We start from the raw sequence: 25282 nt of genomic DNA on the forward strand, positions 1-25282 counted from the left end.
GACTCTAGACCTGCGGAAGTTGCCTAAGGCTTAGCGCCGTTCGATGAAGCGCGCCTCGCCAGGACCCCGTTCAAGCCGAAACGCCGAGGTAGGCCCGAATCCAGTCGGCCAGCACAGCGCGGTCGTTCGGCTGGGCCAAGCTGGCGTGGGCCTGATCGACCAGGGCGTCGTCGATGCGTCCCCGCCGACCTTCGGTCAGACGGGCGGCGAAGGCCGGGTCGAACTCGGGATGGCACTGGAAGCTGATGGCGTCCTGCCCCCAGGCCAGACCCGCATAGGGGGTGAACTCGCTGGCGATCAGCACGCGTGCGTCCGCAGGCGCGGCCACGACCTGATCCTGGTGCGATGCCGGAATGGCGATGGTCGACGCCGCCGGAGTCATCCAGACTTCGTCGCTCAGAACGTCATAGCGATGCAGGCCGACGCCCCAGCCCTTGTCGGACTTCTCGACCCGGCCGCCGAAGGCGTGGGCCAGAATCTGGTGGCCGAAGCAGACGCCCACCAGCCGCGTCTTGCCCCGCGCGTCGCGCAGCCAGGCGGACAGGGGCGCGATCCACGGCAGATCCTCATAGACGCCCGCCGCCGACCCGGTGACGATCGTCCCGGCGAAGGCCGACGGGTCTTCCGGCAGTTCCCCCGCCTGAACGTCGAATCGATGGGTGGTTGCGCCCTCGCCCAGCATGGCCCGGAACTGGGCGGTGTAGTCGCCGAACGCCTCGGCCAGAGGGGCGGGCGGACGACCGGTTTCGAGGATGGCGATGGCGGTCATGAAATCCACTTGATCGACGAGGGAGGAAGAAGCGTCAGCCCCTCGATTGCGGTAGAAGGAAGGCGAAAGCAATGAGACGAACCGCCCATGCCCTCTTCAGCCGAAATCCAGGCCGATGCGCCGCCTGAAGACCCGATCGTCCTGATCAATGTCTTCAAGTGCAACGCGCCCCATCTGGACGAATTGATGGAGCATCTGGCCGCTCTTGTGCGCATCCAGACCACCCTGCCCGGCTTCGTCTCCGCCACCCTGCATCGCGGACTGAACGGGCGGGTCGCCGCCAATCACGCCGTCTGGGCCAGCGCCGGCGCCTGGAAGGCCATGACGCGCCACCCTCAGGTCGTTGCGGCCATGGGGCCGATCCTGGCCATCGCCACCTTCGAGCCTCACCTCTACGAACCGGGCGAGGTCATCCAGGCCTAGCCCGCGCGCCAGACCTCGGCCCGGCCGCCGGGATCGCCCAGCGCCTGAACCGTCCAGCCGCAGATTTCGGCCGCCGCCGCATCGGCGCCCGAAGGCGCGTTGACGATCGTCATGGCGCAGCCGTTCATCTTCATCGGATTGTTCAGCGGACGCAGCCGCGCCTCGGCCACCAGCACGCGCGACAGCCCCGCCTGCTCCAGCCGCCGGATGAAGCCGTCGAAGGTCTCGAGATCCTTCAGCGGCGTCCAGATCGCCACACAGGCCGTCCGATCGGCGCCCAGAACCGCCGCCGCCGTCTCGGCCGAGCGGACATAGTCGTCGGGCCGCTCGAACGGCGGATCGATCAGCACCAGCGGCGCCTTCAGCCCCCGCGCCGCGCGCACCGCCTCCTCATAGCCGTCGCCCGCCTGCCCCGTCGCATTGGGCCACGGCGCCAGCGCCTCCTGCAGCAAGGCCTCGATCGGCGGGTTCAGCTCGAAGCCGCGATAGGAATCCTCAGCCCGCAAGGCTCGCGCCGTCAGCACCGGCGAGCCGGGATAGAAGCGCGCGCCGCCCTGGGGGTTCAGCGCGGCGACCTCGGCGGCCAGCGCCTCGATCAGCGGCGGCCGCGCCTCGGCGGTCATCAACCGCGCCACTCCGGCCTCGGCCTCACGCGAGCGGACCGCATCGCCCGACAGGTCATAGAGACCCGCCCCGGCATGGGTGTCCAGCACGCTCACAGGCCCGCGCGCCTGCCGCTCCTTCAACAGCCACAGCACAAGGGCGTGTTTGACCAGATCGGCGAAGTTTCCGGCGTGAAAGCTGTGACGATAATTCATGGCCGCTCGTCCCCCGCCCCCGTCATCAGGTCAAGTCGTATAAGAGGGGTCGACGCCCCGGCTTCAGGATACGCCATGCTGATCGACCATCCCGTTCTCTCCGACGATGACCGCACGCCCTCTCCGGCCATCGCCGAAACGGCGCAGGACGGCCTGATCCTGCGCGAACAGCACAGACGCGGCGGCACCGAGGTGGGCGTGCGCCGCGCCGAACAGCTGATGGCGCGCACCCCGCTCAGCGACCGCGACATCAAATCGATGTACAGCTATTTCGCCCGTCACGCGGTGGACAGGCACGGCCGCCACTGGGCCGATCCCATCAAGCCGTCGGCCGGCTATATCGCCTGGCGCCTGTGGGGTGGTGACGAGGCGCGCGACTGGATCAACAGCCTGCGCGCCCGCCTTTGCGAAGTCGGGATTTAGCGCTCGATCAGTCGGCCCAGTTCAGAACGACCTTGCCCGACTTGCCGGACTTCATCGCCTCAAAGCCCGCCTCGAAATCCTGATAGGGCATCTGGTGGGTGATCAGCGGCGACAGATCCAGACCCGCCTTCAGCAGGCCCAGCATCTTGCGCCAGGTGGTGAACATCTCGCGCCCATAGACGCCCTTGATGGTCAGGGCCTTCAGGATGATCGCGCCCCAGTCCGTCTCCATCGGCTTGGAGGGAATGCCCAGCATGGCCATGCCGCCGCCCATGATCAGGGTGTCGACGCACTGTTTGAAGGCGATCGGCGAGCCCGACATCTCCAGCGCCACGTCGAAGCCGACCTTCAGGCCCAGCTCGTGCATGACGTCGCGCAAGTCTTCCTTGGTCGTGTTCACAGTGCGCACGCCCGGCGCAACTTTTTGTGCAAGATCCAAGCGGAAGTCATTGATATCCGTAAGGACCACGGTGCGCGCGCCCGCATGACGCGCCACGGCGGCTGCCATCATGCCGATGGGGCCGGCGCCGGTGACGATGACGTCCTCGCCCAGCAGGTCGAACTGCTGCGCCGTATGCACGGCGTTGCCGAACGGATCGAGGATTGAGCCGATCTCATACGGCACCTCGTCCGGCAGCTCGATGACGTTGAACGCCGGGGCCACCACATATTCGGCGAAGGCGCCCTGACGGTTCACGCCAATGCCGCGCGTGTCGGGGTCCAGGTGGAAGTGACCGGCGCGGGCCGCTTCGGAGTTCAGGTCAATGACATGCCCCTCGGCCGAGACACGCTGGCCGACCTTCAGGCGGCGATCCACGTCCTTGCCGATGGCGACGATCTCGCCCGAAAACTCATGCCCGGTGATCATCGGTACGGGCACGTTCTTCTGGGACCACTCGTCCCAGTTCCAAATGTGTATGTCGGTGCCGCACACCGCGGTGCGATGCACCTTGATCAGCACATCCTCATCGCCCGCAACGGGAATGGGCGCATCGATCAGCTCCAGCCCCTCGGCCGGTTTCGTCTTGGCCAGAGCCTTCATCATGTCCGCCATCGGCCTACTCCCTGAACTCTGTTGTCGCGCCCTTGCACAGGCGCAGTCTGAAGCCTGATTTCGGCGCTTCCTCGGCATCGCGCAAGACGCCGACGACAATGCCGAAGTCCGCCCCCATCGCCTTGGCCGAAGCCTCTGCATGGGTCCACCGGATCGTCAGCGGCCCCGGCAGAACCGCCAGCACCAGATCGAACAGGGCGTCGAGGTTGCGCCCGAACCAGTCAGGCACGCCCTCGATCCGCTCGATCTGCGCATAGAAGTCGTCACGGCTCCGGATACAGCGACCGTCCAGCACGACTTCCACGCCCCGCTCCGTCAGATGACGCCCAGTTCCCTGCCCGCCTGGGTGAAGGCGGCCACGGCGGCGTCGATCTGTTCAAAGGTGTGGGCCGCCGACATCTGGGTGCGGATGCGGGCCTGACCGCGCGGCACCACCGGGAACGAAAAGCCGATGACATAGACCCCCAGCTCCAGCAGGCGCGCCGCCATGTCCTGCGCCAGCTTGGCGTCGCCCAGCATGACCGGAATGATCGGATGCTCGCCCGGCAGCAGGTCGAAGCCCGCCGCCGCCATGGCCGAACGGAAACGCGCCGCATTGGCGAACAACTGAGCGCGCAGCTTGTCGCCCTCATCTCCCGCAGCGATGCGGATGGCCTCCAGCGACGACCCGCAGACGGACGGCGCCAGAGCATTCGAGAACAGATAGGGCCGCGCGCGCTGCTTCAGCAGTTCCACGACATTCCTGCGGGCGCAGATGAAGCCGCCCATCGCCCCGCCCAGCGCCTTGCCGAAGGTGCCGGTGACGAAGTCGACCTCGACGCCGCAATGGGCGAACGAGCCCTTGCCCTTGTCGCCCAGAAAACCCGTCGCATGGCAGTCGTCGACCATGATCAGGGCCTGATACTGGTCAGCCAGGGCGCGGATCTGGTCGATCTTGCCGATGTAGCCGTCCATCGAGAAGGCGCCGTCGGTGGCGATGATGATGTTGCGGGCGCCGGCGGCGCGCGCCTCCTTCAGCTTGGCCTCCAGATCGGCCATGTCGGAGTTGGCGAAGCGATAGCGCTGGGCCTTCGACAGGCGCACCCCGTCGATGATCGAGGCGTGGTTCAGGCTATCCGAGACGATGGCGTCCTCGGCTCCGAACAGCGGCTCGAAGATGCCGCCGTTGGCGTCGAAGGCGGCGGCGAACAGGATGGCGTCCTCAAAGCCGAGGTAGTCGGCGATGGCGCGCTCCAGCTCCTTGTGGATTTCCAACGTGCCGCAGATGAAGCGCACCGAGGCCGTGCCCGCGCCCCACTTTTCCTGCGCCCCGATCCCGGCCTGGGTGACGCGTTCGTCGCCTGCCAGGCCCAGATAGTTGTTGGCGCAGAAGTTCAGCACATCGCGGCCGTTGACGGAGATCACCGGCCCCTGGCGCGAGGCGATGACGCGCTCGGGCTTGGTCAGCCCCTGGGCGTCGATGTCGGCCAGTTCGGCGGAGACGCGGTCATAGAAGGCTTGGTTGGTATCTTGGGTCATGTTTGCTCCGCTACGCTGAATTCGAGCAGGTTTGAACCCCTAGTTTGCGGCGACCGAGGCAGGCTGCGCCGAACCATCGAGGACGGGCCGCAGGGGACTGACCTCAACCTGCCCGCCGCAGGGCGTGAAGGCCAGCGGCAGGGCGATCGCCGTCGTCGCGCCCGGCGCCGTCACGCGCACGGTCTTGGCCGAAGGACAGGTCGTCTCGCCCTTGTCCTCGTGCGGGATGACGGTCCAGGCCAGGTCGAACCAGGCGGCTTGCTGCGGTCGTATTTCAACCGGCGTCGGGGCGCGACCCTGGGCGAAATAATTGCCCGGCGCCTGCACGGCCCGAACGCTGGTCAGCAGCTTGCCCTCGTCGTCCAGCAGGCTGACGGACGGATAGCCGGTCACGGTGCAGGCGTCGGCGCCGATGTTCCGCAGCGCCAGGGTGGTGAGGCGATGCCCCATGCCGGCGTCGCCGCCCTCGACCGCCAGGCGGAGGTTTTCGGCGGCGCAGGGCGCGCCCGACGGCGGCGGGGCCACGGCGGCGACCGGACGGCTGCAGCGCTCGACGATGACGCCGCCCGCCTGATCCCCCTGGCCTGCACGGCTCAATGTGCCGCTCTCCGTCTCGCCCCGGCTGGCCGTCCACCACTCCAGCCCCTGGCCTGCGTAACGGGCGCCGCTCGCGGAAACCACGCTGGTCAGGACATAGTCCTTGCCTTCGTAGGACAGGCGGGCGGTCTGGGCGTCGGGATAGGCGACGGCGATCGTCTTGCCGCTCTCACAGGCGTAGCCCACGGCGGCGGCGCTCTGAGCGACCGGCGCCTCGATCGGCGAAGTCGGTTCGGCTGGCTTCTGCTGAGAGCAACCGGCGGCCAGCAGCCCGAACCCGGCGGTCACGGCGATGGCTTGGAACGTGGCGGATCTGGTCATGGCGGCCCCCTTGAAGCAGCGACCCTGCTGCAACGTCGCGGGCTTGTGAAGGCTCCCCCAGGACGAAATCGTCAAGGGAGCGGTTGCGTAATGATATACTATAACATATCAAGCCTCACATCATTGTAACGGGGATGCGTGACATGCGATTTCGGACCTTCCTGCTGACCGCCGCGGGGGCGGCGGCGCTGACCAGCCTGGGCGCCGCTGCGCCCGCTTTCGCTGAGGACGCCGTGCAGCGTCAGTCGCAGGGCGACCCGCACGATCACGCCGCCCGCGACGCCGGCGCCTATGAGGTGGACGAGGTCGTGGTGCGCGCCCTGCCCCTGGGCCGCGCAGGCGACGACGTCGGTTCGCACGTCGCCCTGCTGAGCGGCGATGATCTGGTCCATCGGCGCCAATCGACCCTGGGCGACACCCTGAACAGCATTCCCGGCGTCAACTCCGACACCTTCGGCGGCGGCGCCAGCCGCCCGGTGGTGCGCGGCCAGACCTCGCCCCGCGTCAAGGTGCTGAGCGAGGGCGCGGGCCTGATGGACGCCTCCGAAGTCTCGCCCGACCACGCCGTGTCCGGCGAACCCCTGCTGCTGGAGGGCGTCGAGATCCTGCGCGGCCCGGCGGCCCTGCTCTACGGCGGCGGCGCCATCGGCGGCGCGGTCAACCTGCTGGACAAGAAGATCCCGACCCGCGTCCCGGCGAACGGCGGCGAGGGCGTGGCCGAATACCGTCGCGGCTCGGTCGACAACGAGGAAGCCGGCGTGGTCGGCATGACGGTGGGCGCCGGCAACTTCGCCGTCCGCGTCGAGGCGGCGGCGCGCAAGTCGGACGACTACAAGGTTCCCGGCTGGGACGAACCGCGCCTGGACGGCTCCTACAACGAGACCTCGACGGCGACGCTGGGCGCCTCCTGGATCGGGTCGCGCGGCTATCTGGGCGCGGCCTATACGGAACAGACCAGCCGCTATGGTCTGTCCGGTCACAGCCATGAATATGAGGGCTGCCACCCGCACGGCGACCACCTGCACTGCGGCGGCGGCCACGACCACGGTCACGACGACGATCATGGCCATGGCGACGACGATCACGGGCACGAGCATGAGGGCGACCACGACCACGCCGCTCCCGAGGTCCGCCTGAAGAGCCGCCGCGTCGACCTGCGCGGCGAACTGCGCGACCCGCTGCCGGGCATCGAGAACGTGCGCCTGCGCGCCGGCTACACCGACTATGAGCACAGCGAGCTCGAGGAAGGCGTCGTCTCGACCACCTTCACCAACAAGGGCTACGACGGCCGCATCGAGGCCCAGCACCGCGAGATCGCCGGCTTCCGCGGCGTGGTCGGCCTGCAACTGAGCAAGAGCGACTTCGCCGCCGTCGGCGAAGAGAGCTTCCTGGCGCCCAGCACGACCAAGAACACCGGCCTGTTCGTGATGGAGGAATACGAGATCGGCCTGTGGCACCTGGAAGGCGCCCTGCGTCAGGAATGGCAGGAGGCCTCAGCCATCGGCCTGCCCGACGTCGAACACAAGCCCTTCTCCATCTCCGGTTCGGCGGTGTGGCACTTCACCCCCGGCTGGTCGGGCGCCGTGTCGCTGTCGCGCTCGCAGCGCGCGCCCTCGGCCCAGGAGCTCTATGCCGACGGCGTCCACCTTGCGACCAACACCTATGAGATCGGCGACGCTGCACTGGACGTCGAGACAGCCAACTCGATCGAGCTGACCCTGCGCAAGACCGAAGGCTCCCTGACCGGCTCGGTCAGCGCCTACCACTACGTCTACGACGACTACATCTTCGCCCGGACGCTGGATCAGTACGAGGACTTCCGCCTGATCCGCTACAGCCAGGCCGACGCGACCTTCACCGGCATCGAGGGCGAGCTGACGCAACAGTTCACCCCGTGGCTGTCAGGCACGGTCTTCGGCGACTACGTCGAGGGCGAGCTCAAGGGCGACGGCGGGAACCTGCCCCGCATCCCGGCGGCGCGGGCGGGCGTGCGCCTGGCCGCCTTCCAGGGGCCGTGGTCGGGCGACGTCGAATACAGCCGCACCTTCAAGCAGACCGACATCGCCGCCTTCGAAACGGAGACGCCGGGCTACGACATGGTCAACGCCACCGTGGCCTATGACGTCGATCTGGGGCCAGTGCGCTCGCAGATCTTCCTGCGCGGGACCAATCTGCTGGACGAGACGGCGTTCAACCACGCCTCCTTCCTGGCCGAGACGGCGCCCCTGCGCGGGCGCAACCTAACGGTGGGCGTGCGCGCCCGCTTCTAGGTTTCTTCGCCGCTGCAAAAAACGAGGGACGGAATCCGACGGATTCCGTCCCTTCGTGCGTTGGAGTCTTGTCGGTTCGGACAGGACTAAGCCCCTTATTACAGGAGTTTAATCCTGAAGAGCGAACGCGCCCCTTTTCGGCGCACATCGTTCTTTATTCGAAGCGATGCGATCGACGAGACAGGGCGTCGAGCGCGAGCGTGCCTACTCCCCGGTTGTCTTTAGGACTCGACATGTCGCCAGTCGCCTTGCTGTTCGCCCTCGCCTCCCTGTCCCCTGCCGACACGGCGGCGGCCGTTCCGCCGCAATCCACGCCCGCCCAGACCGCGACCCCCGTGCCGCAGGAAGAGGTCGACGCGAACGCCTACGATCTGGGCACGCTGGAGGCCGTCACCACCGCCCGTCGCGGCGCGGCCCTGGGCGATTATGAACCTGAACTGACCCTCGACGAGGAGCAGATCAAGGCCTACGGGGCCAGCAGCATCGAAGAGCTGATGACCCTGCTGGAGCCAGTGACGCGCAGCTCGCGCGGCGGCTCGCCGGTCTTCCTGGTCAACGGGCGGCGCATCTCGGGCTTCCGCGAGATTCGCGGCATCCCGCCGGAGGCCATCGAGCGCACCGAGATCCTACCCGAGGAAACCGCCCTCTCCTATGGCTACAGCGCCGACCAGCGGGTCGTGAACTTCGTGCTGAAGGCCGACTTCCGGTCCGTCACCATGCAGGTCACCGCCCGTCGTCCCGACCAGGGCGGCCGCACCATGACCGACCTGGAAAGCAACGTCCTGCGCATCTCGGGCAAGCAGCGCTGGACGCTGGACCTGGAATACGAGCGCGACACGCCCCTGTTCGAGACCGAGCGCAACATCGTCCGCGACGGGACGCCCTATGATCTGATGGGCAACGTCACGTCGCCCGGCGGCGGCGAGATCGACCCCGCCCTGTCGGCCCTGCTGGGCCAGAGCGTGACGACGGCCTCGGTCGGCGCGGGTGCAGCGGGCGGCGCCGCCCTGTCCGACTTCGGCGTCGGACCCCGCACCGACGACCTGACCGCCTATCGCACCTTGTCGCCCAAGCGTGAGAACAGCTCCATATCCGGCTCCCTGGTGCGCGACCTGAACCAGACCATGTCGCTGACGCTCAGCGGCGAACTGGAGGATACCTCCAGCTTCTCCTACCTGGGCCTGCCGGGCCTCAGCCTGGCCCTGCCCTCGGCCAGCCCCTATTCGCCCTTTGCCAGCGACGTGCTGCTGCACCGCTACATCGATGCACCCGGCGCGCTTGGACGGCAGACCGACACCCTGTCCGGCCAACTGGGCTTCCTGGTCGACGGCTATCTGGGCGACTGGCGCTGGACGGTGAACGGCGGCTACGACCGCACCGAGACCAAGACCCGCACCGGCCGCGGCCTCAACGACGACGCCCTGCAGGCGGGCGTGACGGCCGGGACCATCGACCCGTTCGGCGACCTGGGCCAGTTGCCGGCCAATCCGTTCGACACCGCGCGCTCCATCTCCAGCAAGTCCAGCATCGAGGGCGTCATCAACGGCACGGCCTGGGAAGGCCCGGCCGGATCGCTGACCTCGACCTTCAAGGTCGGCTTCGACAGCCAGTCGCTGGACTCCGAGAACCTGCGCTTCTCCGAGGCAGAGCAGGCCAGCGTCTTCTCCGAACGCTCCCTGTCGCGCGACCGCACCAGTGCCTCGGGCAACTTCAACCTGCCTATCGCCAACCGCGACCGCGAGGTGCTGGGCGCGCTCGGCGACCTGTCGGCCAATCTGAACCTGGCCTACGAAGATCTGTCCGACTTCGGCGGCCTGTCGGCCTATACGGTCGGGCTGAACTGGTCGCCGTGGGAGCCGGTGAACTTCACCGCCAGCTGGGCCGACGAGCAGAAGGCCCCGTCGATGTCGCAGCTGAACGACCCTACGATCTCGACCCCGAACGTGCCCGTCTACGACTTCGCCACCGGCCAGTCGGTCAACATCGTCCGCATAGAGGGCGGCAACCCCAACCTGTCCGAGGAGACCAAGCGCGTCCTGAAGTTCGGCGTCAACCTGACCCCGCTGAAGGACAAGGATCTGCGCTTCACGGCCAACTACACCCGGACCGAGACGGAAGGCTCCATCGCCTCCTTCCCGACCATCACGCCGGAACTGGAAGCCGCCCTGCCCGAGCGCTTCACGCGCGACCTGGACGGCAACCTGGTGTCGATCGACGCCCGGCCCTTGAACTTCCAGAAGGCTGAGCAGCAGGAAATCCGCTGGGGCCTGAACTTCTCGACCGCCTTCGGCAAGCCGGATCCGGCGGCCATGGCGCGCATGAACGCGCGCAGCGGCGGCGGCCAGCGCGGACCGGGCGGCCCCGGCGGCGGCCCCGGCGCCGGCGGTCCGCCTCCCGGCGGCGGGATGCGAATGCAGGGCGGCGGCGGACGCGGTCGTGGCGGCGGCATGATGCCGGGCCAGGGGCGGTTCAACGTCTCGCTGTATCACACCTATCGGATCCAGGATGAGATCACGATCCGCGACGGCTTGCCGGTGCTCGACCTGCTGGACGGCGCCGCCATCGGCGCGCGCGGCGGTCAGTCCCGCAACGAGGTCCAGTTGCAGATGGGCGCCTTCAAGAGCGGCATGGGCGGCTTCCTGAACGCCAACTGGAAGGAGTCCACGCGGATCAACGGCGGCTCGTCGCCGGATGACGACCTGAGCTTCTCGGACCTGACGACGGTGAACCTGAACCTGTTCGCCGACCTGTCGTCGCGCGAGAACTGGGTGTCGCGCTATCCGTGGCTGAAGGGGGCCCGCGTCAGCGTCGGCGTCGAGAACATCTTCGACCAGCGGCTGAAGGTCCGCGACGGCCTCGGGAACACGCCGCTGTCGTATCAGCCCGACTACCTCGACCCGCTGGGCCGCACGTTCAGGATCAGCCTGCGGAAGATCCTGTACTGATCAATGAAAAGGCCCGGTCTCCCGACCGGGCCTTTGTCTTTTAGTGATCGCCCTTCGGCGTCTCCATCAGTTCGATCAGCACCCCGCCCATCTCCTTAGGGTGCAGGAAAACCACAGGCGTCCCGTGCGCGCCGATGCGGGGCTCGCCTGTGCCCAGAATAGTTACGCCCTTGGCCCGCATGTCGGCGATGGCGGCGTGGATGTCCGCCACTTCAAAGCAAACGTGGTGCTGCCCGCCCTTGGGATTTTTAGCCAGGAAGCCGGTGATCGGGCTGGTCTCGTCATACGGTTCGATCAGCTCGATCTGGGCCGTCGGCGTGTCGATGAAGCAGACCTTCACCCCCTGCGCGGGCAGGTCGAACGGCTCGCCGATCTTCGTCGCGCCCAGCACGTCACGATACAGCTTGATCGACTCGGCGATGGAGGGCGTGGCGACGCCGACGTGGTTCAGATTGCCGATCACTTCTTGGTCTCCGCAGGCGTGGGCTGGGCATAGCCCAGGCGCTGGTTCAGCTTTTCGATTAGGTCTACGGCCGTCTCGGCGATGACCGAACCGGGCGGATAGACAGCGGCCGCACCCATATCGATCAGGGGCTGCACGTCCGACGGCGGAATGACGCCGCCGACCACGATCATGATGTCCTCGCGCCCCAGCTTGGCCAGTTCAGCCTTCAGTTCAGGAACAAGCGTCAGGTGCCCCGCCGCCAGCGACGAGGCCCCGACCGCGTGGACGTTCTTCTCGACCGCATCGCGCGCGGCCTCGGCGGGCGTCTGGAACAGGGAGCCAGCCGTCACGTCGAAGCCGATGTCGCCGTAGCCCGTGGCGACGACCTTCTGGCCCCGGTCATGTCCGTCCTGGCCCAGCTTGGCGATCAGGATGCGCGGCGGACCGCCGTCGTTCTCGACGAAGGCCGCGACCATCGAGCGGGCGCGGGCGATCCTGGGGTCGTTCCCGGCCTCCTTGGCGTAGACGCCCGAGACCGTCTTCACCGTGGCGATGTGGCGGCCGAAGGCGGCCTCCAGCGCGTCAGAGATTTCGCCAACGGTGGCCTTGGCGCGGGCCGCCCGCACGGCCAGCTCCATCAGGTTCTCATCGCCGCGCGCGCCCTCGGTCAAAGCGTCCAGAGCGGCCTGCGTCGCCGCCTCGTCGCGCTCGGCCTTCAGGCGTTGCAGCTTCTCGATCTGGCGGGCGCGCACCTCGGCGTTGTCGACCTTCAGCATCGGAATGTCGTCGACCACGGGGTTCAGATATTTGTTCACGCCCACGACCGTCTGCTGGCCGGTGTCGATGCGGGCCTGGGTCTTGGCCGCGGATTCCTCGATCCGCAGCTTGGGAATGCCCGCCTCGATGGCCTTGGCCATGCCGCCGTAGGCCTCGACCTCCTCCATCAGGGCGCGGGCCTTGGTCGCCAGCTCCTGGGTCAGGCGCTCGACGTAGAAGCTGCCGCCCCACGGGTCGATGACGCGGGTCAGGCCGGTCTCGGCCTGCGCCAGAATCTGCGTGTTGCGCGCGATCCGGGCCGAGAAGTCGGTCGGCAGGGCCAGGGCTTCGTCCAGCGCATTGGTGTGCAGGCTCTGCGTCTGGCCGCCCGCCGCCGCCATGCACTCGACCATGGTGCGCGGCACATTGTTGAACACGTCCTGCGCCGCCAGCGACCAGCCCGAGGTCTGGCAGTGGGTCCGCAGGGACAGGGACTTGGGATTGACGCCGCCTTCGCGCTTCACCGCCTCGGCCCACAGCAGGCGACCGGCGCGCATCTTGGCCACCTCCATGAAGTAGTTCATGCCGATGGCCCAGAAGAAGCTCAGGCGCGGCGCGAAGCGGTCGATCTCCATGCCCGCCGCCTTGCCCGCGCGCAGGTATTCGATCCCGTCCGACAGGGTGTAGGCCAGCTCGATATCCGCCGACGCCCCCGCCTCCTGCATGTGATAGCCGGAGATGGAGATGGAGTTGAACTTGGGCGTTTCCTTCGCCGTCCACTCGAAGATGTCGGCGATGATCCGCATCGAGGGCGCGGGCGGATAGATGTAGGTGTTGCGGACCATGAACTCCTTCAGAATGTCGTTCTGAATGGTCCCGGTCAGCTTGGCGTGGTCGACGCCTTGCTCCTCGCCCGCCACGACGTAGAGGGCCAGGATCGGCAGCACCGCCCCGTTCATGGTCATGGACACCGACATCTGGTCCAGCGGAATGCCGTCGAACAGGGTCCGCATGTCCAGAATGCTGTCGATGGCCACGCCCGCCATGCCGACGTCGCCCTTCACCCGCGGATGGTCGCTGTCATAGCCGCGGTGGGTGGCCAGGTCGAAGGCGACCGACAGGCCCTTCTGACCGGCGGCAAGGTTGCGGCGATAGAAGGCGTTGGATTCCTCGGCGGTCGAGAAGCCCGCATACTGGCGGATGGTCCACGGCGCGCCCGCATACATGGTCGGATACGGCCCGCGCACGAAGGGGGCGAAGCCCGGCAGGCCGTGGATGAAGTCCAGCCCGTCCAGCGCATCCGGCCCATAGGCCGTCTCGACCGTCAGCCCCTCGGGCGTGGTCCACGGCGCGCGGTCAGGCCCGGCGCCGGTCGCGCCCAGATCAAGGGCGACCTTGGAGAAGTCAGGGAAACTCATTGGGCGGCCTCCTCGAAGGCGGCGGCGAAGCGGACAGGCGCCAGCGCCTCGAAAGTCCCGGCGACGGCAGGTGCAGCAGGCGCGGGCGTCACGGGCGCGGGACGCACGTCCGGGTCGACGAATTTGGTGACGCCGATGATCTGGGCGGCGCCGTCCTTGATGGCTTTTTCGGCCATGTCGCGAGCGCGGGCGATGCGAGGCTGGATCACTCCGCCTTCCAGACAGGCGATGACGCCGCCTTCAGCCTCATAGACCTGGAACTCGGCCCAGGCGGCCTCGGCCAGTTCGCGCGTGCGGGCGTCCAGATACCAGGAACCGCTGGCCGGATCGTCCACGCGACCCAGATTGGATTCCTCCATCAGGATCAGCTGGGTGTTGCGCGCTTGACGCCTGGCGAAGTCGTCCGGCAGGCCCGCCGCGCGGGTGAAGCCGTCCAGCACCACCGCATCGGCCCCGCCCACGGCCCCGGCGAACCCGGCGGAGGTCAGGCGCAGCATGTTCGGCCACGGATCGCGCGCCGACAGCATCCGCCGCGACGAGCGCACCTCGATGATCGCCGGAACCTCGGTGCCGAACGCCTTGGAGACACTGGCCCAGATCAGGCGCAGCGCACGGATCTTGGCCAAGGAGTCGAAGGTCTGGTCCACGGCCACGCTCAAGACCACGCCCTTCAGCGCCGCCTCAATCGTCATGCCCGCCTCGACCGCCGCCTTCACATAAGCCACGGCCGACGACGCGGCGAAGGCCAACTCCTGCGCGATGGAGCCGCCCGCCTCATGCGCCACGCGGCCCGAGGCCATGAACAGCGTCGCCTCAGAATAGGTCGCGGCATGGGTCGCAGCCGCCGTGGCCGCCTCGACCATGAGGGCTGCAAAGTCGCCCGGCGCCCCGCCTGCCTCGGCGTAGGCCGAGATCGGATCGAGGTGGAAGGCCAGCTTGGCGCGGGGCGAACCTTTGGCGACCGCCGACAGGGCCTCGGCCGCCTTCACGCCCTCGAACCCGGCATCCAGCGCCACCGGCGCCAGTTCCAACGCCACCCCGTCCAGCGCGCGCGCCAGCTTCGCAGCGTCCGCCGCGACCGGCCCGGCGATCAGGATCGACGCCGCCCCGTTTTCCAGATCGGTCAGGATGGCGCGGCTCAGGGCGTCCGCGTCCTCGCCCTCGTTCAGCGCCCGCACGTCCCACGCCCGGCCTTCGGAATCCGAGGGCCGGGGCGCGAACACCGGCTCGCCGCCGTTCGCCGCACCATACAGAGGCTTCGTCGCCAGATGGTCCGCATCCAGATGAATGAGGCTCTCCAGCGGACGCTCCTTCAGCGCCTTAATAGCGGCTTCACGCCACTCCAGCGGGGTGGGGTCTGGGAAGGTCATGCCGCCGCTCCTTCTTCCTTCGTCATCCTCCGGCCAGCCGCGCAGCGGCGCAGACCGGGGGACCCAGCGGCGCGCGAGAGCGCGAAGCTGTCACCCACGCCGCGCGCCCCATCGAAACGCGGCGTTGTCGCCTTCGCTTCGCTGCGGCGCCGCTGGGTCCCCCGGTCGCTCCTGCGGAGCGCCGGAGGATGACGAAAGAGGGAAAGCATCACTCGAACTCCACCAGCACGTCGTCGGCCGCCACCGGATCGCCGGCCTTGGCCTTGACCGCCTTCACCTTGCCGTCGCGTTCGGCCTTGAGGATGTTCTGCATCTTCATGGCCTCGATGATGGCGACAGTCTCGCCGGACTTGACCTCCTGGCCCTCGACCACGGGGATGTCGACCACCAGACCCGGCATCGGCGACAGCACCAGCCTGGAGGTGTCCGCCGCCTGCTTCTCGGGCAGCAGGGCGTAGAGGTGGGCCACCTCGGGGCGCAGGACGCGAACGCGCGCCCGGGCCGCGCGGTGGCGGATGTCGAAGCCGTCGGCGGCGCGCTTCACCTCGGCGGTGAAGGCGTCGTCGTCCAGCACCGCCTTGAACAGCGACAGGCCCGGACGCCAGTCGATCTCGGACAGGGAGACTTCCTCGCCGTCGATGGCGACGATCAGGTCTTCGGCCTCGTCATAGCCGACCTCGACCTCATAGGCTGTCTTGTCGATCAGGACGGTCCAGTCGGTGCGCTCGCTGGGATCGCCGTCCTGTTCGGCGATGACCTCGTTCATGGCCACGGCCGAGGCGATTAGGATCTTCACCTGCTCCGGCGTCGGCGCCAGGCCGTGGAAGCCGTCGGGGAACTCGTCCTTGATGTAGCTGGTCGACAGCTGGCCGGACTGGAAGCGCTCCTGGTCCATGACCGCCGCCAGGAAGGGCACGTTGTGGCCCAGCCCCGCCAGATGCGTGTCCTCCAGCGCGCGGGCCATGCCGCGCACCGCGTCGTCGCGCGTCTCGCCCCAGGCGCACAGCTTGGCGATCATAGGGTCGTAGAACATGCTGATCTCGTCGCCCTCGCGGACGCCCGAGTCATTGCGGACCGTATAGTCGCCCTGATCGCCTTCCTCGGGCTGCTCATAGCGCACCAGACGGCCGATCGACGGCAGGAAGCCGCGATAGGGGTCCTCGGCGTAGATGCGGCTTTCGATGGCCCAGCCGTTGATCGAGAGGTCGCCCTGCTTGATCGCCAACTGCTCGCCCCAGGCCGAACGGATCATCTGTTCGACCAGATCGACGCCGGTGATCAGCTCCGTCACCGGATGCTCGACCTGCAGACGGGTGTTCATCTCCAGGAAGAAGAACGACTTGTCCTGACCGGCGACGAACTCGACCGTGCCTGCCGAGTCATAGTTCACCGCCTTGGCCAGGGCGACAGCCTGCGCCCCCATGGCGGCGCGGGTGGCCTCGTCCAACAGGGGCGACGGCGCCTCTTCGATGACCTTCTGGTTGCGGCGCTGGATCGAGCATTCGCGCTCGAACAGGTGGATGACGTTGCCATGCTTATCGCCCAGCACCTGAATCTCGATGTGGCGCGGGTCGACGATGAACTTCTCGAGGAAGACGCGGTCGTCGCCGAAGGCGTTCAGCGCCTCGGCCTTCACGGCGGCGAAGCCCTCGGCCATGTCGTCGTCCGAATGGGCGACGCGGATGCCCTTGCCCCCGCCCCCGGCCGAGGCCTTGATCATGACCGGATAGCCGATCTCGCGCGCGATCTTCACCGCCTCGTCCGGCGTTTCGATCAGGCCCATGTGGCCCGGCACGGTCGAGACGCCCGCCTCGGCGGCGAATTTTTTGGACGTGATCTTGTCGCCCATGGCGTCGATCGCCTCGGGGTTCGGCCCGATGAAGGCGATCCCCTCGGCCTTCAACCGCCGCGCAAAGCTGGCGTTTTCCGACAGGAAGCCGAAGCCGGGGTGCACGGCCTGCGCCCCCGTCTGCTTCACGGCGTCCACGATCCTGTCCTGGATCAGATAGGACTGGGCGGCGGGCGACGGACCGATGTGAACCGTCTCATCCGCCATCTCGCACGCCAGCGAACCGGCGTCGGCGTCGGAGTAGACGACGACGGTTTTGATGCCCATGCGACGACAGGTCTTTATGACGCGAACAGCAATTTCGCCGCGGTTGGCGATCAGAATTTTATCGAACATTTCTGGGCCTTACAGCGGGATGTTGTCGTGCTTCTTCCAGGGATTTTCCTGGGTCTTGTTCTTCAGCGTCTTCAGCGCCTTGATCAGGCGACGGCGCGTGCCGTGGGGCATGATGACGTCGTCGATGTAGCCGAGCCCAGCCGCGACGAACGGATTGGCGAAGCGTTCCTTGTATTCAGCCTCGCGCGCCGCCAGGGCCTCGGGGTCGCCCGCCTCCTTGCGGAAGATGATCTCGACGGCGCCCTTGGCGCCCATGACCGCGATCTCGGCGGTGGGCCAGGCGTAGTTGACGTCGCCGCGCAGGTGCTTGGAGCTCATGACGTCATAGGCGCCGCCATAGGCCTTGCGCGTGATGACCGTCAGCTTGGGCACGGTGGCCTCGGCATAGGCAAACAGCAGCTTGGCGCCGTGCTTGATCAGTGCGCCGTACTCCTGCTTCGTGCCCGGCATGAAGCCCGGCACGTCGACGAACGTCACCAGCGGGATGTGGAAGGCGTCGCAGAAGCGCACGAAGCGCGCGGCCTTGCGGCTGGAGTCGATGTCCAGCACCCCCGCCAGCGTCTGGGGCTGGTTGCCGACGATACCGACCGGCTGGCCGTCCAGACGGCCGAAGCCGCAAATGATGTTCTTGGCGAAGTCGGCGCCGATCTCGAAGAAGTCGGCCTCGTCGACCGTCTTCAGGATCAGTTCCTTCATGTCGTAGGGCTGGTTCGGATTGGCCGGGACCAGGGTGTCCAGCGAGGCCTCGTCGCGATCCGGCTCGTCATAGGTTTCGCGGACCGGCGGCGTCTCGCGGTTCGACAGCGGCAGGAAGCCGATCAGGCGACGCACCTCCGACAGGGCCTCCAGGTCGTTCTCGAAGGCGCCGTCGGCGACCCCCGACTTACCGGCATGGACGCGGGCGCCGCCCAGATCCTCGTGGCTGACGACCTCATTGGTCACGGTCTTCACCACGTCGGGGCCGGTCACATACATGTAGGAGGTGTCCTTCACCATGAAGATGAAGTCGGTGATGGCGGGCGAATAGACGTCGCCGCCCGCGCACGGACCCATGATGACCGAGATCTGCGGGATGACGCCCGAGGCCAGGGTGTTCTGCAGGAAGATGTCGGCGTAGCCGGCCAGGCTCTCCACGCCTTCCTGAATGCGCGCGCCGCCAGCGTCGAACAGGCCGATGATCGGCGCGCCCGCCGTCAGGGCCATCTTCTGGATCTTGACAATCTTCGCCGCGTGGGCGCCCGACAGCGAACCGCCGAACACCGTGAAGTCCTTTGAGAAGACATAGACCAGACGGCCGTTGATCGTGCCGCGCCCGGTGACGACGCCGTCACCGGGGATGCGCTGATCCTGCATCCCGAAGTCGTGGCTGCGGTGCTCCACGAACATGTCGGTCTCTTCGAAGGAGCCTTCGTCCAGCAGAACGCCGATGCGTTCGCGGGCGGTCAGCTTGCCCTTGGCGTGCTGGCTGGCGATGCGCTTCTCGCCTCCGCCCAGACGGGCGGCGGCGCGACGGCGCTCGAGTTCCTCGAGGATGGCCTGGCTCATGATTGGAGCGACTCCCTGACTTCGTTCAGGCTCAACAAGCCGCTTCGTTGCAAAAAGGCAATCGCAACTTTGCAAAAGGTGCGTAAGTGCGTAAGCCTGCCAAGGCGCACAGGCGTTTTTGCAAAGTTGCAACGCCGATGACCGATGCAGGGCGATGGCTGAAAAACTCTACCTCGGGACCAAGGTCCGCAAGCTGCGCGAGACGCGCGGCTGGACGCTGGAGCAGTGCGCCGGGCGGCTGGCGCTGTCGCCGTCCTACCTGTCGCAGATCGAGACCAACCAGCGCCCGGCCACGGCCCGCGTGCTGATCGCCCTGACCCGCGCCTTCGACGTGGACGCCAGCCTGTTCGATCTGGACGGCGACGCCCGCCTGATCGCCGACCTGCGCGAGGCGACCACTGACGTCGCGGGCCACGCCGAGGCGCCGACGCCGGGCGAGCTGAAGCAAGCGGCCATGAACGCGCCCCGACTGGCGCGGCAGTTCCTGGCCCTGCACCAGGACTATCGCCGTCTGGACGAGCGGCTGAAGACACTGAACGAGACGCTGGGCCGCGACGAACACGCCGCCGACGCCGCTCCCGCCCTGCCCTATGAGGCGGTGCGCGACTTCTTCCACTATCGCGACAACTACATCGACGCCCTGGACCGGGCGGCGGAGGATCTGGCCGCGCGGCTGAATCTCGGCGACGGCGTCCATCCGGAGCGCGAGCTGGAGGCTGCTCTGAACGACCTGTGCGGCGTGCGCGTCGCCACGGGTCAGGGTCGCGGCGCCATGCGGCGTTTCGATCCGGGCGCGCGCATCCTCTATGTCGACGCCAGCCTGCCGGGCGCCACCCGCGCCTTCCAGATGGCGCACCAGCTGGTTCGCTTACGGTTCGAGGATCTGATCGAGCACGAACTGGACCGCGCCGCCTTCGACCTTCCCGCCGCGCGCGACGTTTGCCGGGTCGGTCTGGCCAACTATGCAGCTGGGGCGCTGCTGCTGCCCTATCGCGCCTTTCTCGAAGCGGCGCGGGAGTTGCGGCACGACGTGGACCGCCTGCGCAACCGCTTCCACGTCAGCTTCGAGCAGGCCTGCCACCGGCTGAGCACCTTGCAGAGGCCCGGCTGGCGCGGCGTGCCCTTCTACTTCGCGCGAGTGGACATGGCGGGCAACATCACCAAGCGGCACAGCGCGACGCGCTTCCAGTTCGCCCGCTTCGGCGGCGCCTGCCCGCTGTGGAACGTGCATGAGGCGTTCAGCGCACCGGACCGCATCCTGGTCAATCTGTCGGAAATGCCGGACGGCGCCCGCTACGTCTGCCTCGCCAAGAGCGTGTCCAAGCCAGGCGGGTCGTTCCTGGAGCCGGATCGGCGCTATGCGCTGGGTCTGGGATGCGAGATCGAGCACGCGGCCCAGTTGGTCTATGCGGACGGGCTGGACCTGAACGGCCCGCCGACGCGCATGGGGGTGAACTGCCGCATCTGCGAACGGACGGACTGCACCCAGCGGGCCTTTCCGCCGATCGACCGCACGCTGGCCGTGCCGGAGAATGAGCGAGGGGTGATCCCCTATACGCTCACCTGAATCCTTCTCCCGATGGGAGAAGGTGGCCCGAAGGGCCGGATGAGGGTTCCCGGCCGAAGTCGGCGTAAGCCGTCGCAAAACGGCTGACTGCGGAACCCTCACCCTTTCGCCTAAACCAATCGCTTCGCTCTTGGAGGCTCAAGCCCTCTCCCATCAGGAGAGGGTTTAGGCTTAGCTCATGGTCGGGATGATGAAGCTGGAGTCTTCATGCTCCAGCGCGCTGTCGGGCCAGCGGGCGGTGACGGTCTTGGTCTTGGTCCAGAACTTCACGCCTTCCATGCCGTACTGGTTGGTGTCGCCGAAGCCCGAACGCTTCCAGCCGCCGAAGGAGTGGTAGGCCACCGGCACCGGGATCGGCACGTTGATGCCGACCATGCCGACGTTGACGCGGGCGGCGAAGTCGCGGGCCGCGCGGCCGTTCTGGGTGAAGATGGCGACGCCGTTGCCGTACTGATGCTTGCTCGGCAGGCTCAGCGCCTCCTCAAAGTTGGCGGCGCGGACGATCTGCAGCACCGGGCCGAAGATCTCTTCCTGATAGGAAGACATGTCCGTGGTCACATGGTCGAACAGCGACGGGCCGATGAAGTAGCCCTTTTCGTGCCCCTGCAGGCTGAAGTCGCGACCGTCGACGACCAGTTCGGCGCCTTCCTCGACGCCCTTGCCGATCCAGCCGGCGACGCGGTCGCGGTGCTGGGCCGAGACAACCGGGCCGTAGTGGGCCTGATCATCGGTCGAGACGCCGACGCGCAGGGTCGGGATTTCGGCGACCAGACGCTCGCGCAGTTCATCGGCGGTCTTCTTGCCGACCGGCACCACGACCGGCAGGGCCATGCAGCGTTCGCCCGCCGAACCGTAGGCCGCGCCCGACAGGTCCTTGATCACCTGATCCAGGTCGGCGTCGGGCATGACGATGCCGTGGTTCTTGGCGCCGCCCATGGCCTGGACGCGTTTCCCGTGCTGGGCGCCGGTCTGATAGACGTAGTGGGCGATGTCCGACGAGCCGACGAAGCTGACAGCGTGGATGTCGGGGTGGGTCAGGATGGCGTCGACCGCCGTCTTGTCGCCGTGGACGACGTTCAGCACGCCCTTGGGCGCGCCCGCCTCCATCATCAGTTCGCCCAGACGCACCGGCACGGACGGATCGCGCTCGGACGGCTTCAGGATGAAGGTGTTGCCGACCGCGATGGCGACGCCGAACATCCACATCGGGATCATGGCCGGGAAGTTGAACGGGGTGATGCCCGCCACCACGCCCAGGGCCTGGCGCATGGAGTAGACGTCGATGCCAGGACCGGCGCCCAGAGTGTATTCGCCCTTCAGCGCGTGCGGGATGCCGCAGGCGAACTCGATCACTTCCAGACCGCGCTGGATGTCGCCCTTGGAGTCGGCGATGACCTTGCCGTGCTCGCTGGACAGCATTTCGGCCAGTTCGTTCATGTTCGCCTCGACCAGGCGCTTGAACTCGAACATGACGCGGGCGCGGCGCTGCGGGTTGGTCGAGGACCAGCCTTCGAATGCGGCCTGCGCCGACTGGACCGCGCGATCCAGCTCCGACGGCGTCGCCAGCTGGACGCGGGCCTGAACCTCGCCGGTGTTGGGGTTGAAGACGTCGCCGAAGCGGCCCGACGCCCCCTCGAAAGCCGCACCGTCGATGAAGTGGCGAATATCGCGCATTGAACGTCTCTCCCGATGATTATGGTTCTTCGTGAGCCTGCCCTAGCAGAGCGGGCTGGTCAGGCCCATTGCAATCTTGCAGATGATGATGTGCATATCTGCATATGTTCGACTGGGATGACCTGAGAGTGTTTCTGGCCGCCGCGCGCGCCGGGTCGCTGGCGACGGCGGCGCAGCGGCTGGGCGTGGACGCGGCCACCGTCGGGCGGCGCGTGGCGCGACTGGAGACGGCGCTGAAGTCGACCCTGCTGGTGCGCTCGGCCGCCGGGCTGCACCTGACGGCTGCGGGCGCCCAACTGCTGGAGCGGGCGCTGGACGCCGAAAGCGCGATGGAGGCCGCCGGACGCGTCACCCAGCCCGACCTGATCGCGGGCGCCGTGCGGATCAGCGCCTCGGAAGGCTTCGGCGGCGCCGTGCTGGCCCCCGCCCTGCCCGGCCTGCTGGCGGCGCATCCGGGGCTGAACGTCGAACTGGCGGCCAGTTCCGGCTTCCTGTCACCCAGTCGCCGCGAGGTGGACATGGCCATCACCCTCAGCCCCGCCGACAGTCCGCGCCTGATCGTCGAGCCGCTGACGACCTATCAGCTGGCGCTCTACGCCGCGCCCGAACATCTGGAACGCCACGGCGCGCCGGCCAGCATCGATGACCTGAGCCGCTTCGACATGGTCGGCTATGTCGACGATCTGATCTATGCGCCCGAACTGCGCTATCTGGACGAATTGCGGCCCAACCTGCGGCCGCGTCTGGCCTCCTCGTCGATTCGCGCCCAACGGGACATGGTGGCGGCGGGCGGCGGGATCGGCGTCCTGCCCTGTTTCCTGGCCGAAGGGCTGACGCGAGTTCTGCCCGAGCAGGTCCTGATCGAGCGGCGCTTCTGGCTCAGCACCCACCGCGAGGTCCACGGCACGGCGCGACTGAAGACCGTGCGGCGCTGGATCAAGACCCTGTGCCGGGATCAGGCCCGCCGCCTCGCACCCCTGCCGACATCCACGCCGAGACGCGCCGAGGGGTGACCATATTTTACATTTTACATTGCTCTAAAGCCAAGCATCCGGGGCTATGACTCCAGCGTTCTCCCCGGAGCTGCGTAAAAGTATGAAGATCGCAATATTAGACGACGATCCCGTCCAGTTGGAGTTCGTCTCCGAGGTGGTTCAAGACGCCGGATATCGCGCCACTCTGTTTTCGCGCGGTCAGGCGCTGATCTCCGCCCTGCGCAAGGACACCTTCGACATGCTGATCGTCGACTGGAACCTGCCGGACCGTTCGGGTCTGGAGGTGCTGGCCTGGGCGCGGACCAATCTGAAGCCCGCCCCGCCCATGCTGCTGGTCACCAGCCGCGCCGAGGATGAAGACGTAGTCGCCGGTCTGGACGCCGGGGCTGACGACTACCTGCCCAAGCCCCTGTCGAAGCCGGTTCTGGCGGCGCGCATCAACGCCCTGATCCGCCGCGCCTATTCCCAGCCGACGACGCCGGGCGTCGAAACCTATGACGGCGTCACCTTCCACGAGTCCGCCGGCGCGGTGACTCGCGACGGCCAATCGGTGGCCCTGACGGCCAAGGAATACGCCCTGGCCCTGCTGCTGTTCCGCAACCTGCACCGGGCGCTGTCGCGGACCTATATTCTGGAGACGGTGTGGGGCAATGAGCCGGACCTAAACAGCCGCTCGCTGGACATGCACATCTCGCGCATCCGCAACAAGCTGGAGTTGCGGCCCGAGCGAGGCTTCCGCCTGACCCCCATTTACAGCTACGGATACCGCCTTGAGCGCGTCGCGGGGGCAGAACCCGGCCAGGACGCCTGAATGAAGACGCAGGTGGCGAAATGAAGACGGATTGGGCGGCGGCCCTGGCGATCGCAGCGATGCTGGCCGCAGGAAGCGCCGTCGCACAGACTTCGGCCGCCCCGTCCGCTTCCCGGACGGCCGCCTCCGTCGAGACCCTCGACTATGTCGTCCAGCGCGGCGACACCCTGATCGACCTGGCGACCGCTTACATGCACCGGCCGCTCGACTATCGCCGGGTTCAGCGCGAGAACCGGGTCGCCAATCCGCGCCGCCTCGCCATCGGCCGCACCCTGGCCCTGCCCGTCGATCTGCTGCGCGCCGATCCGGATGAGGCGCGCATCGCCGGCTTTCGCGGCGCGGCGACCCTGAACCAGGACGGCCGATCCGCCGTCCCCGCCGCCGGCCAGGCCGTGCGTGAGGGCGCCGTCCTCAGCACCGGCGCCAACGCCTTCGTCCGCCTGGCCCTGTCCGACGGCAGCCATGTGGTCGTGCCCTCCAACAGCCGCGTGCGCGTCAGCCGCCTGCGCCGCTACGCCATCAACGGCGCCGTCGATCACGCCCTGACGGTCGAGGCGGGCCGCGCCGAGTCTCGCGTCACGCCCCGGCGCCGTCCCGGCGGCTTCGCTATCCGCACGCCCGTTTCGGTCTCGGCCGTGCGCGGCACCGACTTCCGCGTCTCCTTCGACGACGACGCCGACCGCTCGACCACCGAGGTGCTGGAAGGCGCCGTGACCATCGCATCGGGCGACGCCGAAGCCTTGGCCGGCGTCGATCAGGGTGTCAGCGCCGCCGCTGGAAGCGTGCGCCTTCTGCCCCTTCTGCCCGCACCCGCCCTGGTCCGCCCTGACGCGCCGCAGACCCAGGCCCAGGTCGCCTTCGACATTCAGCCCCTGCCCGGCGCCGAACGGTATCGCGGCCGCGTCGCCCAGGACGCCGGCATGATCGAGGCCTTCGCCGAAGTCGACAGCGCGCCCGGCGGCCCCCTGGTCTTCGGCGAGATGGAAGAAGGCGCCTTCTTCCTGCGTCTGACCGCCCTGTCGCCCGAGGGGCTGGAGGGCAAGGCCACGACCTACAGCTTCATCCGCGCCCGCAACGGCGTCGGCGGTCTGGCCTCGGCCATGGATCAACGCGACCGCCGCCGCTTCTACCGCTTCCGCTGGGAGGCCGAGGGCGTCGGCGAGGCGACCTTCCGTTTCCAGCTGTGGCGCGAGGCCGAGGACGGCGCCCGCGACGGCGCCCTGCTGGTCGACCAGCCCGGCCTGACCGACGAGGCCTTCACCCTCAGCGACCTGCCGACAGGCGTCTACAGCTGGCGGGTGCAGGGCGCGCGCCATCGTTTCGGCCGTCTGCTGGAAGCCTGGTCCGAACCGCAACAACTGCGTATCGGACGATAGCG

At 67.8% G+C, this 25282-nt stretch carries 20 protein-coding genes; 8 read left to right on the forward strand and 12 right to left on the reverse strand.

Annotated features, from left to right (window positions below; genetic code table 11):
• Window positions 1-70: 70 nt before the first annotated feature.
• Window positions 71-769 (reverse strand): glutamine amidotransferase-related protein, encoded by a 699-nt coding sequence (locus tag ACWGL1_RS05875; protein WP_343831218.1) that lies wholly within the window; start codon window positions 767-769, stop codon window positions 71-73.
• A gap of 87 nt (window positions 770-856) precedes the next feature.
• Here ACWGL1_RS05875 and ACWGL1_RS05880 point away from each other — a divergent pair, with 87 nt between their 5' ends.
• Window positions 857-1192 (forward strand): antibiotic biosynthesis monooxygenase family protein, encoded by a 336-nt coding sequence (locus tag ACWGL1_RS05880; protein WP_452111448.1) that lies wholly within the window; start codon window positions 857-859, stop codon window positions 1190-1192.
• Here ACWGL1_RS05880 and rlmJ read toward each other — a convergent pair.
• The gene (gene rlmJ, locus ACWGL1_RS05885; RefSeq protein WP_452111449.1) at window positions 1189-2010 is read right to left on the reverse strand and encodes a 23S rRNA (adenine(2030)-N(6))-methyltransferase RlmJ; all 822 of its coding nucleotides are present in this window, start codon (window positions 2008-2010) and stop codon (window positions 1189-1191) included. The genes ACWGL1_RS05880 and rlmJ overlap by 4 nt on opposite strands.
• Before the next feature lie 75 nt (window positions 2011-2085).
• Between rlmJ and ACWGL1_RS05890 the strand changes: the two genes are divergently transcribed.
• Entirely contained in the window at window positions 2086-2433 is a 348-nt protein-coding gene (locus tag ACWGL1_RS05890) for a hypothetical protein (protein WP_452111450.1), read from the forward strand.
• 7 nt (window positions 2434-2440) lie between these two features.
• Here the strand turns inward: ACWGL1_RS05890 and tdh are convergent, their stop codons facing one another.
• The 4 genes from tdh to ACWGL1_RS05910 are packed head-to-tail and all read right to left on the reverse strand — an operon-like array spanning window position 2441 to window position 5923.
• On the reverse strand, window positions 2441-3487 hold the full coding sequence (gene tdh, locus ACWGL1_RS05895) for an L-threonine 3-dehydrogenase (RefSeq protein ID WP_452111451.1): 1047 nt from the start codon (window positions 3485-3487) through the stop codon (window positions 2441-2443).
• A gap of 4 nt (window positions 3488-3491) precedes the next feature.
• The gene (locus ACWGL1_RS05900; RefSeq protein ID WP_452111452.1) at window positions 3492-3791 is read right to left on the reverse strand and encodes a barstar family protein; all 300 of its coding nucleotides are present in this window, start codon (window positions 3789-3791) and stop codon (window positions 3492-3494) included.
• 11 nt (window positions 3792-3802) lie between these two features.
• Window positions 3803-5005 (reverse strand): glycine C-acetyltransferase, encoded by a 1203-nt coding sequence (locus tag ACWGL1_RS05905; RefSeq protein ID WP_452111453.1) that lies wholly within the window; start codon window positions 5003-5005, stop codon window positions 3803-3805.
• Between the two features lie 39 nt (window positions 5006-5044).
• Entirely contained in the window at window positions 5045-5923 is an 879-nt protein-coding gene (locus ACWGL1_RS05910; RefSeq protein WP_452111454.1) for a DUF4232 domain-containing protein, read from the reverse strand.
• Window positions 5924-6066: 143 nt separating this feature from the next.
• Between ACWGL1_RS05910 and ACWGL1_RS05915 the strand changes: the two genes are divergently transcribed.
• Both ACWGL1_RS05915 and ACWGL1_RS05920 read left to right on the forward strand, forming a co-directional pair.
• Window positions 6067-8193 carry a TonB-dependent receptor domain-containing protein gene (locus ACWGL1_RS05915; protein WP_452111455.1) on the forward strand — a complete coding sequence of 709 codons (2127 nt, stop codon included), beginning with the start codon at window positions 6067-6069 and terminating at the stop codon, window positions 8191-8193.
• A gap of 233 nt (window positions 8194-8426) precedes the next feature.
• Window positions 8427-11138, forward strand: a complete 2712-nt coding sequence (locus tag ACWGL1_RS05920) for a TonB-dependent receptor (RefSeq protein WP_452111456.1) — start codon at window positions 8427-8429, stop codon at window positions 11136-11138.
• 40 nt (window positions 11139-11178) lie between these two features.
• Here ACWGL1_RS05920 and mce read toward each other — a convergent pair whose 3' ends face one another.
• The 5 genes from mce to ACWGL1_RS05945 all read right to left on the reverse strand — a co-directional run bounded on the left by mce (window position 11179) and on the right by ACWGL1_RS05945 (window position 18857).
• Window positions 11179-11601: a methylmalonyl-CoA epimerase gene (gene mce, locus ACWGL1_RS05925; protein ID WP_291776316.1), complete on the reverse strand. Its 423-nt coding sequence runs from the start codon at window positions 11599-11601 to the stop codon at window positions 11179-11181.
• Window positions 11598-13757 (reverse strand): methylmalonyl-CoA mutase, encoded by a 2160-nt coding sequence (scpA, locus tag ACWGL1_RS05930; RefSeq protein ID WP_452111457.1) that lies wholly within the window; start codon window positions 13755-13757, stop codon window positions 11598-11600. The genes mce and scpA overlap by 4 nt, the downstream gene beginning before the upstream one ends.
• Entirely contained in the window at window positions 13754-15127 is a 1374-nt protein-coding gene (locus ACWGL1_RS05935; RefSeq protein ID WP_452111458.1) for a methylmalonyl-CoA mutase family protein, read from the reverse strand. The genes scpA and ACWGL1_RS05935 overlap by 4 nt, the downstream gene beginning before the upstream one ends.
• Window positions 15128-15335: 208 nt before the next feature.
• Window positions 15336-17312, reverse strand: a complete 1977-nt coding sequence (locus ACWGL1_RS05940) for an acetyl-CoA carboxylase biotin carboxylase subunit (RefSeq protein WP_452111459.1) — start codon at window positions 17310-17312, stop codon at window positions 15336-15338.
• A gap of 9 nt (window positions 17313-17321) precedes the next feature.
• The gene (locus tag ACWGL1_RS05945; protein WP_291776325.1) at window positions 17322-18857 is read right to left on the reverse strand and encodes an acyl-CoA carboxylase subunit beta; all 1536 of its coding nucleotides are present in this window, start codon (window positions 18855-18857) and stop codon (window positions 17322-17324) included.
• 154 nt (window positions 18858-19011) lie between these two features.
• On the opposite strand from ACWGL1_RS05945, the gene ACWGL1_RS05950 reads away from it, so the two are divergent.
• A complete protein-coding gene (locus tag ACWGL1_RS05950; RefSeq protein WP_338578344.1) occupies window positions 19012-20424 on the forward strand; it encodes a short-chain fatty acyl-CoA regulator family protein in 1413 nt (470 codons plus the stop codon).
• Between the two features lie 171 nt (window positions 20425-20595).
• Here the strand turns inward: ACWGL1_RS05950 and ACWGL1_RS05955 are convergent, their stop codons facing one another.
• Window positions 20596-22098 carry a CoA-acylating methylmalonate-semialdehyde dehydrogenase gene (locus ACWGL1_RS05955; RefSeq protein WP_338578343.1) on the reverse strand — a complete coding sequence of 501 codons (1503 nt, stop codon included), beginning with the start codon at window positions 22096-22098 and terminating at the stop codon, window positions 20596-20598.
• Between the two features lie 104 nt (window positions 22099-22202).
• On the opposite strand from ACWGL1_RS05955, the gene ACWGL1_RS05960 reads away from it, so the two are divergent.
• From ACWGL1_RS05960 to ACWGL1_RS05970, 3 genes are all read left to right on the forward strand, one after another.
• Window positions 22203-23111 (forward strand): LysR family transcriptional regulator, encoded by a 909-nt coding sequence (locus tag ACWGL1_RS05960; protein WP_452111460.1) that lies wholly within the window; start codon window positions 22203-22205, stop codon window positions 23109-23111.
• Between the two features lie 82 nt (window positions 23112-23193).
• On the forward strand, window positions 23194-23904 hold the full coding sequence (locus tag ACWGL1_RS05965) for a response regulator transcription factor (protein ID WP_346487850.1): 711 nt from the start codon (window positions 23194-23196) through the stop codon (window positions 23902-23904).
• 20 nt (window positions 23905-23924) lie between these two features.
• Window positions 23925-25280: a FecR domain-containing protein gene (locus ACWGL1_RS05970; RefSeq protein WP_452111461.1), complete on the forward strand. Its 1356-nt coding sequence runs from the start codon at window positions 23925-23927 to the stop codon at window positions 25278-25280.
• The last annotated feature ends 2 nt before the right edge of the window (window positions 25281-25282 follow it).

This window comes from Brevundimonas sp. NPDC055812 (assembly GCF_053616535.1).

Excerpts from the sequence above, each read along its gene's own strand:
- ACWGL1_RS05960 (WP_452111460.1), top strand. The coding sequence starts at position 22,203 with ATGTTCGACTGGGATGACCTGAGAGTGTTTCTGGCCGCCGCGCGCGCC.
- ACWGL1_RS05875 (WP_343831218.1), bottom strand. The coding sequence starts at position 769 with ATGACCGCCATCGCCATCCTCGAAACCGGTCGTCCGCCCGCCCCTCTG.
- ACWGL1_RS05920 (WP_452111456.1), top strand. The coding sequence starts at position 8,427 with ATGTCGCCAGTCGCCTTGCTGTTCGCCCTCGCCTCCCTGTCCCCTGCC.
- ACWGL1_RS05935 (WP_452111458.1), bottom strand. The coding sequence starts at position 15,127 with ATGACCTTCCCAGACCCCACCCCGCTGGAGTGGCGTGAAGCCGCTATT.
- ACWGL1_RS05910 (WP_452111454.1), bottom strand. The coding sequence starts at position 5,923 with ATGACCAGATCCGCCACGTTCCAAGCCATCGCCGTGACCGCCGGGTTC.
- ACWGL1_RS05915 (WP_452111455.1), top strand. The coding sequence starts at position 6,067 with ATGCGATTTCGGACCTTCCTGCTGACCGCCGCGGGGGCGGCGGCGCTG.
- ACWGL1_RS05940 (WP_452111459.1), bottom strand. The coding sequence starts at position 17,312 with ATGTTCGATAAAATTCTGATCGCCAACCGCGGCGAAATTGCTGTTCGC.
- ACWGL1_RS05970 (WP_452111461.1), top strand. The coding sequence starts at position 23,925 with ATGAAGACGGATTGGGCGGCGGCCCTGGCGATCGCAGCGATGCTGGCC.
- ACWGL1_RS05965 (WP_346487850.1), top strand. The coding sequence starts at position 23,194 with ATGAAGATCGCAATATTAGACGACGATCCCGTCCAGTTGGAGTTCGTC.
- rlmJ (WP_452111449.1), bottom strand. The coding sequence starts at position 2,010 with ATGAATTATCGTCACAGCTTTCACGCCGGAAACTTCGCCGATCTGGTC.
- tdh (WP_452111451.1), bottom strand. The coding sequence starts at position 3,487 with ATGGCGGACATGATGAAGGCTCTGGCCAAGACGAAACCGGCCGAGGGG.
- ACWGL1_RS05905 (WP_452111453.1), bottom strand. The coding sequence starts at position 5,005 with ATGACCCAAGATACCAACCAAGCCTTCTATGACCGCGTCTCCGCCGAA.
- ACWGL1_RS05945 (WP_291776325.1), bottom strand. The coding sequence starts at position 18,857 with ATGAGCCAGGCCATCCTCGAGGAACTCGAGCGCCGTCGCGCCGCCGCC.
- scpA (WP_452111457.1), bottom strand. The coding sequence starts at position 13,757 with ATGAGTTTCCCTGACTTCTCCAAGGTCGCCCTTGATCTGGGCGCGACC.
- ACWGL1_RS05950 (WP_338578344.1), top strand. The coding sequence starts at position 19,012 with ATGGCTGAAAAACTCTACCTCGGGACCAAGGTCCGCAAGCTGCGCGAG.
- ACWGL1_RS05890 (WP_452111450.1), top strand. The coding sequence starts at position 2,086 with ATGCTGATCGACCATCCCGTTCTCTCCGACGATGACCGCACGCCCTCT.
- ACWGL1_RS05955 (WP_338578343.1), bottom strand. The coding sequence starts at position 22,098 with ATGCGCGATATTCGCCACTTCATCGACGGTGCGGCTTTCGAGGGGGCG.
- ACWGL1_RS05880 (WP_452111448.1), top strand. The coding sequence starts at position 857 with ATGCCCTCTTCAGCCGAAATCCAGGCCGATGCGCCGCCTGAAGACCCG.